This is a genomic window from Polyangiaceae bacterium (genome assembly GCA_020633235.1).
In the GTDB taxonomy this organism is placed as follows: domain Bacteria; phylum Myxococcota_A; class Polyangia; order Polyangiales; family Polyangiaceae; genus JACKEA01.
The window spans coordinates 270644-285512 of the sequence record JACKEA010000004.1 but is presented as its reverse complement, the minus strand read 5'-3'; the positions used below and the strand labels follow the sequence as shown (position 1 = coordinate 285512).

At 67.7% G+C, this 14869-nt stretch carries 14 protein-coding genes; 7 read left to right on the top strand and 7 right to left on the bottom strand.

Annotation, left to right across the window (positions count from 1 at the left end; all coding sequences use genetic code 11):
* Positions 1 to 13: 13 nt before the first annotated feature.
* Positions 14 to 2608 (bottom strand): DNA translocase FtsK 4TM domain-containing protein, encoded by a 2595-nt coding sequence (locus H6717_22705; protein MCB9579855.1) that lies wholly within the window; start codon positions 2606 to 2608, stop codon positions 14 to 16.
* A 241-nt stretch (positions 2609 to 2849) separates the two neighbouring features.
* Here H6717_22705 and H6717_22700 point away from each other — a divergent pair, with 241 nt between their 5' ends.
* The 6 genes from H6717_22700 (at position 2850) to H6717_22675 (ending at position 9774) form a co-directional block, all read left to right on the top strand.
* The gene (locus tag H6717_22700) at positions 2850 to 4415 is read left to right on the top strand and encodes a hypothetical protein (GenBank protein ID MCB9579854.1); all 1566 of its coding nucleotides are present in this window, start codon (positions 2850 to 2852) and stop codon (positions 4413 to 4415) included.
* 16 nt (positions 4416 to 4431) lie between these two features.
* Complete coding sequence (locus H6717_22695) at positions 4432 to 5307, top strand: FHA domain-containing protein (protein MCB9579853.1); 876 nt, start codon at positions 4432 to 4434, stop codon at positions 5305 to 5307.
* A 1-nt stretch (position 5308) separates the two neighbouring features.
* Entirely contained in the window at positions 5309 to 6274 is a 966-nt protein-coding gene (locus H6717_22690; protein ID MCB9579852.1) for an oxidoreductase, read from the top strand.
* Between the two features lie 77 nt (positions 6275 to 6351).
* Positions 6352 to 7596, top strand: coding sequence for a L,D-transpeptidase (locus H6717_22685; protein ID MCB9579851.1), 1245 nt, complete (start codon positions 6352 to 6354; stop codon positions 7594 to 7596).
* Between the two features lie 27 nt (positions 7597 to 7623).
* A complete protein-coding gene (locus tag H6717_22680; GenBank protein ID MCB9579850.1) occupies positions 7624 to 8064 on the top strand; it encodes a TerB family tellurite resistance protein in 441 nt (146 codons plus the stop codon).
* A gap of 9 nt (positions 8065 to 8073) precedes the next feature.
* Positions 8074 to 9774 carry an AarF/ABC1/UbiB kinase family protein gene (locus tag H6717_22675; GenBank protein MCB9579849.1) on the top strand — a complete coding sequence of 567 codons (1701 nt, stop codon included), beginning with the start codon at positions 8074 to 8076 and terminating at the stop codon, positions 9772 to 9774.
* A 249-nt stretch (positions 9775 to 10023) separates the two neighbouring features.
* On the opposite strand, the gene H6717_22670 is transcribed toward H6717_22675, so the two are convergent.
* The 5 genes from H6717_22670 to H6717_22650 form a co-directional block, all read right to left on the bottom strand.
* The gene (locus H6717_22670) at positions 10024 to 11094 is read right to left on the bottom strand and encodes an aminotransferase class V-fold PLP-dependent enzyme (protein MCB9579848.1); all 1071 of its coding nucleotides are present in this window, start codon (positions 11092 to 11094) and stop codon (positions 10024 to 10026) included.
* Positions 11095 to 11313: 219 nt separating this feature from the next.
* On the bottom strand, positions 11314 to 11643 hold the full coding sequence (locus tag H6717_22665) for an ATP synthase F0 subunit C (protein MCB9579847.1): 330 nt from the start codon (positions 11641 to 11643) through the stop codon (positions 11314 to 11316).
* A 90-nt stretch (positions 11644 to 11733) separates the two neighbouring features.
* Positions 11734 to 12507, bottom strand: a complete 774-nt coding sequence (gene atpB, locus H6717_22660) for a F0F1 ATP synthase subunit A (GenBank protein MCB9579846.1) — start codon at positions 12505 to 12507, stop codon at positions 11734 to 11736.
* Entirely contained in the window at positions 12500 to 12892 is a 393-nt protein-coding gene (locus H6717_22655) for a hypothetical protein (GenBank protein MCB9579845.1), read from the bottom strand. The genes atpB and H6717_22655 overlap by 8 nt, the downstream gene beginning before the upstream one ends.
* Positions 12873 to 13145, bottom strand: coding sequence for an AtpZ/AtpI family protein (locus tag H6717_22650; protein ID MCB9579844.1), 273 nt, complete (start codon positions 13143 to 13145; stop codon positions 12873 to 12875). The genes H6717_22655 and H6717_22650 overlap by 20 nt, the downstream gene beginning before the upstream one ends.
* Positions 13146 to 13302: 157 nt before the next feature.
* Between H6717_22650 and H6717_22645 the strand changes: the two genes are divergently transcribed.
* Positions 13303 to 14190, top strand: coding sequence for a hypothetical protein (locus H6717_22645; protein ID MCB9579843.1), 888 nt, complete (start codon positions 13303 to 13305; stop codon positions 14188 to 14190).
* 6 nt (positions 14191 to 14196) lie between these two features.
* Here the strand turns inward: H6717_22645 and rdgB are convergent, their stop codons facing one another.
* Complete coding sequence (gene rdgB, locus H6717_22640) at positions 14197 to 14847, bottom strand: RdgB/HAM1 family non-canonical purine NTP pyrophosphatase (protein MCB9579842.1); 651 nt, start codon at positions 14845 to 14847, stop codon at positions 14197 to 14199.
* Between the last annotated feature and the right edge of the window lie 22 nt (positions 14848 to 14869).

Below are 14869 nucleotides of genomic sequence, written 5' to 3'. Positions count from 1 at the left end.
CGGATCCCCCAGGTCACGAGGGCGGCGGCAGCAGCACCTCGCGGTCGCGTGCTCCGTTGGGCGGACCCACCATTCCCCGGCGTTCCATGCTTTCCACGATCTTTGCGGCTCGGTTGTAACCGATCGTCATCTTGCGCTGCAGCCACGAGGTGGAGCAGCGCTGGGTCTCGGCCACGATGCGCACGGCTTCGTCGAAGCGCGCGTCGAGCGACTCGTCCGAGTCCGGGTCGGAGCCGTCCTCCTCGGCCGCCGCCAGGATCGCCTCGTGGTACTGCGGGCTTCCCTGCTTGCGCAGGTGGTCGGTGAGCGCGGCGACTTCTTCTTCGCTGACGAAGGGACACTGCACCCGGCGCGTGTCGGTGCTGCCATTGAGCTTGACCAGCATGTCGCCCTTGCCCAGCAGGAGCTCCGAGCCTTGCTCGTCGAGGATGGTGCGGCTGTCCACCTTCTGCGCCACCCGGAACGCGATGCGCGAGGGGAAGTTCGCCTTGATCATGCCGGTGATGACATCGACGCTCGGCCGCTGCGTGGCCAGCACCACGTGCATGCCGGCAGCGCGGGCCTTTTGCGCCAGGCGCGCGACCGAGGCCTCCACTTCCTTGCCCTGCTGCATCATCAGGTCGGCGAACTCGTCGACCACGATCACGATGTGAGGCAGGCGCCCCGGCAGCTGTACACCGTCGCTGCCCTCCTTGGGGGGCGGTACGGCGACCACGGCGCCGTCCGGGGACATCGCTTCCACCTCCCCCGGAGGCGGCGGAGGGATCTCGCCGGCGGCCACCCGATTCACCCAGTTGTTGTAGGTGGCGATGTTCTTGGTGCCCGCGTTGGCGAACAGCTGATAGCGGCGCTCCATTTCGTCGACCGCCCAGCGCAACGCCGTGGCCGCCATCTTCATGTCGGTGACGACCGGCAACAGCATGTGCGGGATGCCATCGAAGGGCGCGAGCTCCACCACCTTGGGGTCCACCATCAAGAGCCGGAGCTCGTCCGGAGTGCGGCAGAACAACAGGCTAGAGAGCATCACGTTGAGGCCCACGCTCTTGCCCGCTCCCGTGGCGCCCGCGACGATCACGTGTGGCATGCTGGCGAGATCCGCGTAGAACGGGGCGCCCACGATGTCGCGGCCGAGCACCACCGGCAGGGGTGCCGTCTCGGCGAGCTTGGCAAAGCGCTTGTCTTCGACCAGCTCCCGCAGGTTCACCGGGATACGCACGTCGTTGGGCAGCTCGAAGCCGATGCGGCTCTTGCCCGGGATGGGCGCGATGATGCGCACCGTCCGGGACAGCCCCAGAGCGAGATCGTCGGACAAGTTGGCGACCTTGCTCACCTTGGTGCCCGCCTCCGGTGCCACTTCGTAGGTCGTGACGGTGGGTCCGGGGTGGATCTCCTCTACCCGAGCGGTGACGCCGTAGTCCGCCAGGGTCTTCTCCAAGCGGGTGGCGTGCTCGAGGATGAGATTGCGATCGATCTCTCCGAGCTTCACTTCCGCGGGGGTGAGCAGATCTGGAGTAGGCAGCGCAAAGGAGCCGGCCCGTCGGCGCTTCGCCTTCGCCTTCTCCACGGCCTGGTGCGGCAGGGTGTCGACGATGGTGGGCTCTTCGGGTCCCTTCTTCTTCCGCTTCTTTGGCTTGGGCTCGACTTCTTCTTCTTCTTCTTCGTCGTCGTCGAGCGTTGCCTGCACGACCATCTCGTCGAGCTCGGGCTCCTCGTCTTCGGGCTCCGGCTCCGGCTCCGGCTCCGGCTCGGGAGGCGGCGGCGGCGTGGGCTCGTGGTGCGCCACCTTGCTCAGCGCGCTCGACAGCGCCACCGGGGGCGTCCCGGTCTGGTCCAACGGAAACCAGTCGCCATCGTCGTCGGCCAGCTGCGCGATGATGGCCTCGTCGCTCGGGTTGTCGATCACCGGCTGCCGCGCGATGGCTTCGGCGGCGCGCTCTTCGCGGCGCAGGCTCCGCGCCGTGAGCCAGGCCGCTCCCATGCGCGACAAGAGGATTCGAAGCTTCTCCGAGAGCTTCTCCGACAGCGCGACGGCGCGTTGGCACCAAGCGATGAACGAGAAGCTGCTGCGCCCGATCAGGATCAGCCCCACGACGGTGCTACCCACCAGGAACGAGCCTGCGGTGGAGAACATGCCGCGCATCAGCTCGCCGAAGAGCAGTCCGACGTTGCCCCCGGCATTGGCCCGGCCGCTGACCAGCACGCTCGGAAGCGAGACATGCACCAGCGCAGCCAAGATGATGCCCACCACCAGATCCCCGGCCAGCCGCAGGCCGAAGGCGCCGGGCTTCTTGCCGCGGAAGAGCGGGGCTCCCATGAGCACCAGCTCCACGGGAGCCAGCCACGCCACCAGCCCGAAGCCCTGGACCAAGAAGCCCGCGATGGCACTGCCCACGGGACCGACCCAGTCGGCACCGTGAATGCTCGGGTCGTGGGGGTCGATGCGGACGCTGGCCAGGGCCAGGCACAGGAAGGCCGCGACCGCGAAAAGCAACAGCGCGGCGGCTTCCCGCCCTCGTTTCGAGGGGGAAATGCTCGGTCGATCGGCCGCCGGCGCCGAGGGTTCTTCGGGCCCCTCGGCGGGGCGAGGCGTGAAGGGACGTGCGCCCATTTACCTACCTGTACCTACATCATGCCCCAAGGTTCGGCAAAAATCCCGCAATTATTGGAAATGTCCCAATTTTTGCCGCTGCGGAGCCATGGGGTGGCGTTCGCTTGAGTCTGGCTCGACCTGGGCTGTATGCTCGCTGACCTCGTTTGGGCGAAATAGGCGGGCTCACGGCATGTCACGACACCTGAGATCGGAGGGATTCTCGATGCTAACCGGGGCCCGGCGGACGCTGGGAGCCGCGCTGGTCGGTTCGGCTTTGGTGATTTCGGCCCTGTCCACTTCGGGCTGCCGCACCGATGGCGACGACATCGAACGATGGACCAACACCACGCAAGGTCCGAAGAAGCTCGTGGCCGTGCTCACGCACGACAAGTACCCACTGGAGCTTCGGGTGGAAGCCGCGATGGCGTTGGTGAAGATGAAGCCGCGCGGCGGACGTCGCGTGGGGATTCTGGGCACCGACGACCAGATTGGACTGGTGGGCGCGCTCGAGGCGCTGCAACCAGCGGAGCGGGAGAAGATCGTCGACGCCATGGTCCCGCTCCTCGAAGAGGAGATGAAGCGACCGCCGCCCAAGGCGCAGGCGGGTCAGCCTACTCCGCCGGATCCGTCCTTTCCCTACAAGGACGCAGCGTTCGCGCTGTTGACGCACTCGGATGGCTCGCTGGTGCAATCGGAAGAGAACCGAAAGCGTCTGCGCGCCGCGCTCACGGATTGGTGCATGACGGACTTCGCCGTGCGCATGGACGAGTCCTCCCAGCTGTACGGCATGGAGCAGGTGCTGCGGGAGCTCGGCGCCCAGGGCGTGGCGCAGCTGCCGGCGCAGATCGACGCGAACGCGAAGAAGATCGACAAGATGTCCGATCTGATCGCGGAGCTGGGTGACGCCAAGGCGAAGCTCGAGGCCAGCCAAAACCTGGTCAAGGTGGCCCAAGAGGTCGATTCCGAGCACTGGGTCAAGCAGAAGGCCCCCGGGGTGGAGGCGGCCAACAAGGCCTCCAAGCTCAACCCCACGCCGGAACAGTTCAAGCTGCAGCTCGAGGCCTACCAGGAAGAAGAGCTGCTTCGGGTGTTCTCCTCGATGAAGAAGGTCGGGGGAGCTCCCGTCGTCGACTACCTCTTGGGCTATGCCCAAGACAAGGCCAAGCCCGAGAAGCGCCGCGCCGCCGCGCTTGCCGCTCTCGAAGGCAACATGGACAAGAACAATCCGGCCCACGTGAAGGCGGTGCTCGCGATCGCCAGCGCCTCCGACACGCCGGATTCGATCCGAGACGTCGCTCTGCGCCGCGTTGGTGAGCTGCCGCGCAAGCTCGTCGTCGACGACCTGTTCGGCTTGTTCAGCAACGAGAACTGGAAGATCCGTTGGGTGGCTGCGGAGCTCGTCCTGAAGATGAGCGACACCAGCAACATCAACGAGTTCATGCGCAAGATCGGCAGCGTCCGCGACATGGCCATCACGGAGCCTCTCCGCTACGGCGCGTTGCTCGCGGATCTCAAGGGCAAAGAGAAGCCCGAAGAGATTGCCGACAAGTACGCGACGCGCAACTACCCGGTCCCCGCGCGCCTCTCTGCCCTGGGCTACTACTACGAGAAGGGCACCAAAGATCAGCTCTCCAAGGTCGAAAAATACGCCGACGACCGCTCGCGCGTGCCGGAGTGTCGGGAAGACGCTCAGGACTGCGAGTGGCGATGCGCCGTGGGTGAGGGCAAGAGCCAGGAAGTCAAAGACGTCTCCACCGTGGGCGACTTCGTGAGCTACTGCATCAAGCCGGCCATGGAAAAGCGCTCCTCCGAAAAGAAGAAGTGACCGGCACAGATTCGAAATGACCGACCCGAACAAGAAGGTTCCCCGCAACTTCCAGTGCCGCGAGTCGCTGTGGCAGAAGTTCGAACAGATGGCGCGGGAGCTCGAGTGCTCCGTGGACTATCTGATCAACGACGCCATGAAGCAGTACGCTCGCCAGCGGGGCTACAGCAGCACGGCGCATCCCTCAGCGGGCGGTATTCCCCCGCTTCCCGCGGCCACCGCCGGTGCGCCTCCGCCGCCGCCCCCGCCGCCTCCACCTGGGCCTTCCACGGCGCCCACGCCGCCTCCCCCGGCGCCCAGCCGCTCGGCAGCACCGCCCCCGCCGCCGCCACCCGGCGGAGGTCGGGTGGGCTTCCCATCGCACCATGGGCCGCCGCCTCCGCCCATGCCCGGCCCCTCGGCGCCGCCCATGCCGCCCGTCACCAGTTCTCGACCGCGGCCCCCCGCGCCGCCGGCACCACCCGCGCCACCGCCCCCCCCGGGTCCCCCGGCGCGCAGCGTCCCGCCTCCGCCTCCTCCTGGCGGACACCGCGGGCCCCCTCCGCCGCCCATGCCTCGCTCGGCGCCGCCTCCGCCACCTCCTCCGGCGGGCGGCATGCCGCAGTACGGCGGGACCACCCTGTGCATCTACTACGCGGGCGAGCGATTCCCGGTCACCAAGGACCGCTTCATCATCGGCCGTGGCAAGCAATCGAGCGATCTCACCATCAAGGATCCGAACGTGTCGCGCCAGCACGCGATGATCGAGTTCTTGAACGGCCAATATTACATCGTGGACATGGGCTCGACGAACGGCGTCGAGTACAACGGCCAGCGCGTGCAGCGAAAAGTGATCAACGAGGGTGACGTCTTCCGCGTCTGCGATCACGAGCTGCGCTTCGCGTTCCAGTGACGTGCACGTCGCGGTCGTTGGTGCGGGGGCGCTAGGGAGACTCTTCGGAGTTCATCTCGCGACCGCCGGCGAGCGCGTGAGCTTCGTGGTGCGACCGTCCCGCTTGGGGCGGACCGAACCGTTCGCTCTGCTCCGGCTCAATGGCGATCGCCGCTATCGGGAGCTTCCCGAGCCGGAGCTCGTCACCAGCGTCCCGGTAGACGCCTCCGCGATCGTCTTGGCCGTACGCGCCGAGCAGATCGACGAGGCGCTCGCCCAGGTGCTGCAGAGCTCGCCGCCAGTGCCCGTGATCTCCCTCACGCCGCTACTGGACGAGAGTCTCGAGCGGCTGGAGCGCCTCGTCGGAGGGCGCACCGTGGTGGCCATGCCCGCCGTCGCCGGTCTGCTGGAATCAGGCGTCGTGCGCTACGTCGCCTTCCGCCTGTTGCCCACCCTGGTCGAGCAACGACCCGAGCACGCCCTCGTGCTCGACGCCCTCACCCACGCGCTACTGCGCTCGGGCCTCGCCGCGCGACTTTCGGAAGACGTTCGACGCAGGAATCCCGCCACGACCGTCGCCTTCTTCCCGCTGACGCTGGCGCTCGCGGCGGCTGGCAGCGCCGCTGCCCTCGCGCGCCACTCGGACTTGAAGGAGCTCGCCGCCCGCGCCTGCCGCGAAACCCTGGCGCTCGGCCGCCGCGTGGGTCCCGTGGAGCCCGCGGCTGCGCTCGCCGCTCGTTTCGTCACCCCCGCGCGCTTGACCTTCGCCCTCGAGCTGGTCCGTCGTTTGGCGCCTCGCGCCGTGCGCTTCGCCGAGCGCCACTACGGCGACAAGCTCGTCGAGCAGAACGAGGCAATGGGCCGCGAGATCTTGGCCATGGGCCGTCGTCACGGAGTGAGCCTCACGGCGTTCGAAGAGCTCCTCGACGCGTGTCGTTTGGATGTTGGTTCGCCGCGGAAACATGAGGAGCGCGCGAGCGTGATCTGATCCTCGGGCGCCTCGGCCCCAGCCCTGTGACTGGTCGAAAGGCTGCCGGGTTCTGGGTGGTGGCTTACACTTTGGCCATGCGTCGCGCCGTCGTCACCTTCGCCCTCGCGCTGTTCGCTGCGCAGATCGCGCGGGCGGACACCCTGCCGTGGGTCGATCCCGGGGACGTGCCGCTGCCGTCGGGGGTGCAGAGCGTGGAGATCGTGCGGGCCGACGAGCCGCTCCTGGTACGCCCTCGGGGCCAGGCGGCGCGGCGCGGCTCCGCGGCGGAGCACGCGCACTTGCCACTGTACGGCGCTACCCGCGGGCCCGGCTGCCCGGGGCGCTGGCTGTCCGTGGGGCCGCTCGCGTGGGTGTGCGAGACGGGGGTGCGCTTGTCCTTCGTACCCGCCTTGTCGGCAAACGCCGCGCGCGAAAGCTTCGGCGACGGCCTGCCCTACCGCTATCACTTCGTCGGTCAGAACGGATCGCTCGGCTACGTCAACCTGCGCACGGCGGAGGACATCGCTCCGGACGCGGAGCTGCAGCCCGGCTTTGCCGTGGCCGTCGTGGAGGTCGCCCGCAAAGGGAACGAGAGCTACGGCCTCACCACCCACGGCCTGTGGCTACCCATGCGGGACCTCAACCCCGCGCGGCGCTTCGCGTTTCACGGCGAGGATCTCGACGGAGACGTGAACGTCGGCTGGGTGTACGAAAAAAGCGCCCGCGTGTACGAAAAGCCGGGAGGTCGTCGCAGCGACGAGGTGCACGCAGAGTTCGAGGCGCTCCGCATCCTGGAGACCAAAGAGCGCGCCAAGCATCGCTGGTTTCGCATCGGAGAAGGTCGCTGGGTGAACGACCACGAAGTCCGTGCCCCGACACCCACCACCCGTCCGCCGGAGGTCGGCGAGCACGAACGGTGGATCGACGTCGAGATCGACAACCAAGTGCTCGTCGCCTACGAGGGGGACCGCCCCGTGTTCGGGACGCTGGTCTCCACCGGCCGCGGCAAGGGCAAGAGCATACAGGCCACCCCCAAGGGCACCCACCGCATCTGGGTGAAGCTCCGTTCCAGCGATATGACCAACCTGCAGGACCAGGAAGCGAGCCGCTACTACGCCATCGAGGACGTGCCCTGGGTGATGTACTTCAAGAAGGGCTACGGCCTGCACGGGACGTTTTGGCACCGCTCCTTCGGACACGTGAAGAGTCACGGCTGCGTCAACTTGGCGCCGCTGGATGCCGAGCGGCTGTTTCACTGGACCAGCCCGCGGGTTCCGGCCGGCTGGACCGCCGCGCTGCCGACGGAATACGAGCCCGGCACCGTGATTCGCGTCCGCTGACCGCCGAGCGCGCTATGATTCGCCGCCATGAGCGTCGACATCGGTCGTGACACGGTCTTGGCCCTGTGTGCCGTCGGCTGGGCGGACGGCAAGATGGACCCCGCCGAAGCCGCCAGCATCCGAGACGCCGCCAAGCAACTCGGGCTCTCGGCCGAGGATCTGTCGGCGGTGGAAGGTGCCATCGCCCAGCGCATGGGGCTGGAGCTGGTGGAAACCCTGCGCATGAGCCGCCTCACGCGGCTGTTCACCTACGCCGTGGGCACCCTGGTGGCGAGCGTGGACGGCGCCATCGGTCCCGAAGAACAAGCCACCTTGGCCCTGCTCGGCGACCGCCTGGGCCTCAGCCAGGTCGCGCGGGATCGCGCCCAGAACGTGGCTCACGCCGCGCGCCAGGCCGGCACTGAGCTCGATCTCCTCAAGCTCCGTTCGCGCCTCTCTGCAGGGCTCAGCCAGATCGGTAACGAGTAGGCACCGTCCATGGTGTCCATCGTTCACGCGGCGCGAGACATCGGCCGCCTGCGCGACATCTCCCGCGTGCTCGTGGTGCACGGCTTCGGCGAGATCGTCGGCCGCCTGGGCATCGGACGCAGCAAGAAGCCGAAGGACAGCGAACCGCCGCCCTCCAGCCGCGAACCCACGGCGGAGGACGAAGAGCAGGGCGCGCGTGAAGCGAAGGAGATGTCCCTCGCCGTGCGCGCGCGCCGCGTGCTCGAAGACCTCGGCCCGTCCTTCGTGAAGCTCGGGCAGATCGCCTCCACCCGCGCCGACCTACTACCCCCGGATCTGATCCTGGAGCTCAAGAAGCTACAAGACTCCGTGCCCCCGGTGCCTTTCGACCAGATCGTGGCGCAGATCGAGCGCAGCCTGGGGGCGCCGGTGAGCGAGGTCTTCGCCAGCGTGGAGCCGGAGCCGCTGGCGGCCGCCAGCATCGCCCAGGTCCACCGCGCCAAGCTCGACACCGAAGACGGCCCCGTGGACGTCGTGGTCAAGGTGCAGCGCCCTGGCATCGCCCAGACCATCGCCAGCGATCTGGATCTGCTGCACACCTTCGCTGCGCTGGTGGAACGTGCCATTCCGGAGAGCCGCATCTACTCCCCCGTGGGCCTGGTGCAGCAGTTCGATCACGCCATCACCGCGGAGCTCGACTTCGCCACGGAAGCCGAGAACGCGCGGCGGTTCGCGCAGAACTTCGAGACGTTCAAGAACGTCAAGTTCCCCATCGTCTACCGCGAGGCGTCCAGCAAGCACGTCCTCACGCTGGAGTTCTTGCCGGGCAAGAAGGTGTACGACGCCGTCGCCGCGGGCCACTCCGGCAAGAAGCTCACGCGCATCGCCCTCGACGTGATCGTGAAGCAGATCTACGAGGACGGCTTCTTCCACGCGGACCCGCACCCGGGCAACGTGTTGGTGCTGGGCAGCCCGGAGAACCCCACCCTCGCGATGATCGATCTGGGCATGGTCGGTCGCCTGTCCCCACGCATGCGCGACCTCACGGTGGACGTGATGGTGAGCGCCGTACGCCGCGACTACGAGGGTATCGCCGACGCGATGTACTCCATCGGCACGCCCACCAAGAAGATCGACCGCAACGCGTTCCGGGCGGAGGTCGCGCTGCTCAGCGAGAAGTATCTCGGCAAGCAGCTCAAGGACATCGAGATGAGCGCGCTGATCCGGGATCTGGTGCAGGGCGCCACCAAGTACGGTCTGGAGATCCCGACGGACTTCTTGCTGGTGGGCAAGGCCTTGATGACGGTCGAGGGCGTGGGCAAGGAGCTCGACCCCGATCTCGACGTGTTCGAAGAGGCCAAGCCGCTGTTCCTCGACATCCTGAAGAAGCGCTACTCCCCGGAGCGCCTGGGCAACGAGCTGCTCCGCCGCATCGAGCGCCTCAGCAACACCACCTACAACATGCCGGAACAGCTGGGCGAGGTGCTGGATGACCTGCGCCTCGGCCGGCTCAAGGTGCAGGCCATGGATCCCGGCGTCACCCGCGCCGCGGATCGTCTCGGCCGCCGGCTGTACACCGCGCTGGTCTCGAGCTCCCTGGTACTCAGCAGCGCCTGGCTCATCAGCACGCACCACGACATCGTGGGCGGCATCATGCTCGGCTTGGCGGTCATGATCGTGGTCGGCCACCTCCTGCTCGACGCCTCCCGCGCCTGGCGCAAGAAGACCTGAGCTGGAGAAGAGACCACCGGCCAACTCGCCAAGCGAGACCAAGATCCCTCGCCTCGCGCGGGCAGACTCTTCGCGACATCGCAGTGTCGCACGGAATCGCACCCACGTTCACGAGCCCATCTCTCTGGTCTTGGCGAACTTGGCGTCTTGGCGGTTTTCCGATGGCCCCACAAGAAGCCCTGATTCGGGTTTTGTTGGTGCGGCGCGATGCCCGGCGCGCACGGCGCGCGCGCGGCGGCGCGCTCCGGCTCACCCGAGCACACGGGACAGCGCTTCGAACAGTCGCTCCACGTCCGCGTCACTGTTGTACAGGTGCGGCGTGACGCGCACGGAGCTGCCACGCACGCTCACGTACACGTGCTCGCGGGCCAACGCGTCGGGCAATCCCGCGGGAACGCCGTCCGCAAACTGGAGCCCCAGGTAGTGCCCGGCGCGCTCGCCAAGTGGCAGCGCGGAAAGGCCGAGCGCAGCGGCACGTTGCGCGATCTCGCCGGTACGGCGCGTCAGCGTCTCGGCGATCGCCTCCACGCCCCAGTCGAGGATCTGGCGGAGCGCCGCGCTGGCCATCGGCACGAGCGCGAAGTTCGAGCGCTCGCCCACGTCGAAGCGACGCGCACCGGGCTGGAAGTCGTCACGATAGCGCGTGAGACCCGCGAAGTTCTCGGACCCAGCCCGGGTAATCCAACCGTGCTCCAGCGGCTCGCCCTCGTGCCATGTCGGCGCCGCGTACAAGAAGCCGATGGAGTACGGACCGAGCAGCCACTTGTAGGCGGCGCCGATCAGGAAGTCCGGCTGCACCTTGCGGACGTCGAAGGGTAGCGCGCCGAGCGATTGCGTCGCGTCCACCACCAGCGCGGCGCCTACCGCGCGGCAGCGCGCGCCGACGCGCTCGAGATCCACCAAGGCACCGTCCGTCCAGCGGCAGTGCGGCAAGGCTACGACGGCGGCGCGCTCGTCGATGGCCGCCAGCACCGCAGCGGTGAGGTCGCCCGCCTCGGGCCGCTCCACCGTGACGATCTCGCCTCCGCGGCGCGCCACCAGGTCGCGCCAGGAGTAGACGTGGGACGGGAACTGGTCGGCGAGCAGCACCACGCGCTGACCCTTGGCAAAGCGCACGTTCCGCGCAGCCACGGAAACGCCGTAGCTGGCGGCGGGGATCAGCGCGACGTCGCCGGGCTGCGCGCTCACGAGCCGTGCGAACAGGGCCCGCGCCTGCTCCGACGAATCGAAGAAGTCCCGCGACGTGATCGTCCAGGGACGCGCCTTCTGTGTCACTCCGGCGATCCCCGCCTCCGTCACGCTCCGCATCAGCGGCGCCATGTAGCCGCAGTTCAGATACGCGACGTCATCGGGGATCTCGAACAGGTGACGCTGGCACGGGATCACGGGACGGGCCTCGCCGAAGTCGTATCAGGGACGCGCTCCGGCGTGCACCCCGCGAGCTTCCGCGCCGAGCCAACAAACAAAAAAAATCCCTGGGCACGGCGATACCGCACCCAGGGATAAGCTCCATCGCGAGGCGGCCAGGGCCGCCGGACCTCAGACCTTGCCTTGCAGGAAGAAGGCGATGAGGAACGCGAACAGCACGAGCGACTCGATCAGCGCCAGACCCAGAATCATCGGGGTCTGAATGCGCGCTGCGGCGCCCGGGTTACGGCTGATGCCTTCGAGAGCAGCGGCCGCGGCGCGACCCTGGCCGAGGGCTCCACCGAGCACCGCCAGGCCAATGGCAATACCTGCCGCGAGGCCAGCCATCGCCTTGGCGTTGAACTCGTTCGCGGCGGCGCCGGCGGCGTCCTGAGCGAACGCGCTCGACGAGATCAGGGTGATGAGCGACGCCGTGAGCAGCGCCAGCTTCTTCTTGGCCATTTTCTGAGTCTCCTTTTTCCTTCAGCCGGGGGCGGCTCTAGTCCGTTTCTCGGTTGGGGGCTACCGAAATCGATGCCTGAAAGGCACCTGTCAGTGGGCGTGTTCGTCGTGCTCCGTTGCGAGACCGATGTAGATGGTCGTGAGCAGCGTGAACACGAGCGTCTGGACGACGATCACCAGGCAGCCGAGCAGCATTACGGGAATGGGAACCAGTACGGCGACCAAGCCCATGAACGTGCCCATCACCAGGTGATCGACGGCCATGTTCATCATCAAGCGGACGGCCAGAGTGACGGGCCGCACGCAGAGCGAGATGATCTCGATGGGGAGCACCAGCGGAGCCAACCACGGCGACGGCCCCATGAGGTGCTTGATGTAGTTGCTGCCATTGGCGGCCACGCCGTAGGCGTTGAACGCCACGAACACGATGGCCGCGCAGCCGAAGGTGATGTTCAGGTGGCTGGTTGCGACCGGAAAGCCGGGCACCAGCGCCAAGACGTTGGAGAAGAACACGAACACCGCGGAGGCGCCGATGAGCGGGAAGTACTTCTTGGCCCGCTCCGCGTCCATCACGCCCTTGGCCAAGTCGTAGAAGTAGCCGAGGAACGCCTCCATGAAGGTGCGCAGGGTCAGCGTCTCGTCGGGCACGACGGCCTTTTCGGGGTCGGCGAGCCGCGAACGGGTGAACAGCGCCAAGAGCACCACGAGGACGAACACCAAGGCCGAGGCGGTGAGCGGCTCGAAGTTCTGCCAAGTCGGATCGTGCTGTCCAATGAAGGACTTGCCGATCATGTCCGTGTTGTGCGCGAGCGTGTCGCGCATGTGCGCGAGTGCCAGCGTGAGCCAAGATGCGTGTTCAGGCATCGACGTGACCTTTCTCGCTCTCCGAAGGAGCCGCGCCGGTTTGGCCAGCGACGATCCCGAGGGGCAAGGCTCCCCAGCCAACGGCCAGGGGCATGATGGCGACGACGTCGTGCTTCACCAACAGGTAGAGGCCGGTGTAGAGCACGGTGAACTTCAGCACGGCGATCAAGGCCCAGGGCAGCCGAGCCGACCCGCTGAGGAAAGCGCGCACGATGCGCGCGATGAGCCACAGGTTGGCGAAGGCCGCCGCAGCACCGATACCCACGCCCAGCGCGGTGCGGAGATCCGCGAACGCTGCGGCCACGCCGACGGCGACGACGCCGATCACCGCCACGGCGCCCAGGGCGCGGGTCAGCGATGCGGTTTCATTCGTGGTGGGTGTCATTCAGGTACTGCTTCCGAGCCTTGCGGTCTCGTCGCTCGGCCTCTTCGGCCTCGCGGTTGGCCCGCTGCAGCGCTCGCCAGATGGCTCGAACGCCGGCTGCGGTACCGAATCCCGTCCCGATCAGCGTGAGCCAGGGGTCCCAGCCCAGCCATTGGTCACCCTTGTGACCCAGCCAGAGCCCGAACAGTATGCTCAGCGCGAATTCGAGACCGACCGTCCCGTAGGTTCCGACGCCTTTCCAGTCTTGCTGCACTGCGCCCTCCGTGGAGGGCAACCCCCGCGGCCGCCGCGGGGAAGGGCACGATCCACCCCCGCGCCGTGCGAGGGCGGCGCTCGATTAGCACGCGCCCGGGGCAGGGGTCAACGTCGGCAGACGCGCCGCGGCGAGGGCTCGGTGCTATACCCAAAACATGCGTCGGAGAGCGCTTTTTCTGGTGCCCGTCAGCCTACTGCTGTCGGGGACGTCATGGGCCCAGGACGAGACGCCCGCGGCGCCTGCACAAGGCAGTGGGCCAAACCCGGGCAGCCAATATTACGTGGAGCCTCCGAGCCCCGGGGGCGCGCCAGCGGGGACGGCTCCCGCCGGGCCTCCCCCGGGCGCGGCACCGCCCGGCGTGTACGAGCCTCCGCCGCCCGGTGGGCAGTACATCTACGAGCCTCCACCCCCACCCAAGCCGCACCACCGCGCGCCCAAGACGGCGCTGTGGCTCGGCGCGCGGGCCGGCTGGTTCTTGCCCTTCGGAGCGCTGTGGGCGCTGGGCACCCCGAACGGTGGCGTCACGGATGAAGTGAAGTGGAGTCAGTACGCTTCGTCCGGTCCCATGTTCGAGCTCGACGCAGGGGCGCGCCTCGGTCGCTACTACAACGTGTACCTGCTCTGGGAGCGGGCCAGCCTCGGCGGCGGCAGCGAGGACGTGGCCGGCATCGGCAAGTCGTCCGATGGCGACACCGACTACTACGCCATCGGCCTGCGCTTCTCGTCGGATCCCGACGAGGTCGGCTTCCTCACGGACTTGAGCCTCGGCTATCGACGCTTCCGCGCCCATTGGGACGACGGCACCGAGCTTCAGCTCACGGAAGCACCATTGGAAATGCGCATCGGGCTCGGCGCCGACATCCGCCTCACACGCGCATTCTCGCTGTCACCCCTGCTCACTCTGGGCGCCGGCTCCTTCGGATCCGCGGAGTGGGTGGCGCCCGACGGAACTCGCACGGACGCGACCAAGTCCGGCGATGCGCGAGCCGGTCACGGCTGGGTCACGTTGCAGCTCGGTGGGCACTTCGACATCGGCGAGTAGCTTCGGCTAACCCGCGACGCGTTCGGCTTCAGATAGCTGCGTTTCCAGCAGCTCGAGCAGCAACGGTCGCATCGCGCGCACGGCGCGAGCACGATGGCTGAGGGAGTTCTTGTCGTCTTCGGACAGCTCCGCCATGGCCAAGCCGTCGCGACCGTCCACGATGAACAGCGGGTCGTAACCGAAACCGCCGCTGCCTCGCGGGTCCCGCGCGATGCGCCCTTCCACGCGCCCTTCCACGGTGCGGGGCTGCGAAAAGCTCCACGGCGTGACCAGCGCCAGCACGCAGCGGAAGTGAGCCCGGCGACCATCGTCGTCGATCTCCTCCAGCTCCCGGAGCAGGGCGGCGTTGTTCTCCGCGTCCGTCGCGCGTTCGTGAGCAAAGCGCGCGGAGCGCACCCCGGGACGACCGCCGAGGGCGTCCACTTCCAGGCCGCTGTCGTCCGCCAGGGCCACGAGCCCGGTAGCCTTGCAGATCGCCGACGCCTTGATCACGGCGTTGGCGTCGAAGGTATCGCCGTCTTCCGCCACCGCGAGCTTGTCCCCGAGGACGTCTGCGGCCGTCACCAAGGAGAAGGGCAGATCGGCGAGCAGGGAACGTAGCTCGGTGAGCTTTCCCTCGTTGGATGACGCCAGCACGATGGTGACGAGATCAGCCATACCCTCCGCTTCGTCGCATAGC

Coding starts and splice junctions, on each gene's coding strand:
- atpB (MCB9579846.1), bottom strand. CDS start 12,507: ATGCCTGAACACGCATCTTGGCTCACGCTGGCACTCGCGCACATGCGC.
- H6717_22665 (MCB9579847.1), bottom strand. CDS start 11,643: ATGGCCAAGAAGAAGCTGGCGCTGCTCACGGCGTCGCTCATCACCCTG.
- H6717_22655 (MCB9579845.1), bottom strand. CDS start 12,892: ATGACACCCACCACGAATGAAACCGCATCGCTGACCCGCGCCCTGGGC.
- H6717_22680 (MCB9579850.1), top strand. CDS start 7,624: ATGAGCGTCGACATCGGTCGTGACACGGTCTTGGCCCTGTGTGCCGTC.
- H6717_22705 (MCB9579855.1), bottom strand. CDS start 2,608: ATGGGCGCACGTCCCTTCACGCCTCGCCCCGCCGAGGGGCCCGAAGAA.
- H6717_22685 (MCB9579851.1), top strand. CDS start 6,352: ATGCGTCGCGCCGTCGTCACCTTCGCCCTCGCGCTGTTCGCTGCGCAG.
- H6717_22645 (MCB9579843.1), top strand. CDS start 13,303: ATGCGTCGGAGAGCGCTTTTTCTGGTGCCCGTCAGCCTACTGCTGTCG.
- H6717_22675 (MCB9579849.1), top strand. CDS start 8,074: ATGGTGTCCATCGTTCACGCGGCGCGAGACATCGGCCGCCTGCGCGAC.
- H6717_22695 (MCB9579853.1), top strand. CDS start 4,432: ATGACCGACCCGAACAAGAAGGTTCCCCGCAACTTCCAGTGCCGCGAG.
- H6717_22670 (MCB9579848.1), bottom strand. CDS start 11,094: ATGGCGCCGCTGATGCGGAGCGTGACGGAGGCGGGGATCGCCGGAGTG.
- rdgB (MCB9579842.1), bottom strand. CDS start 14,847: ATGGCTGATCTCGTCACCATCGTGCTGGCGTCATCCAACGAGGGAAAG.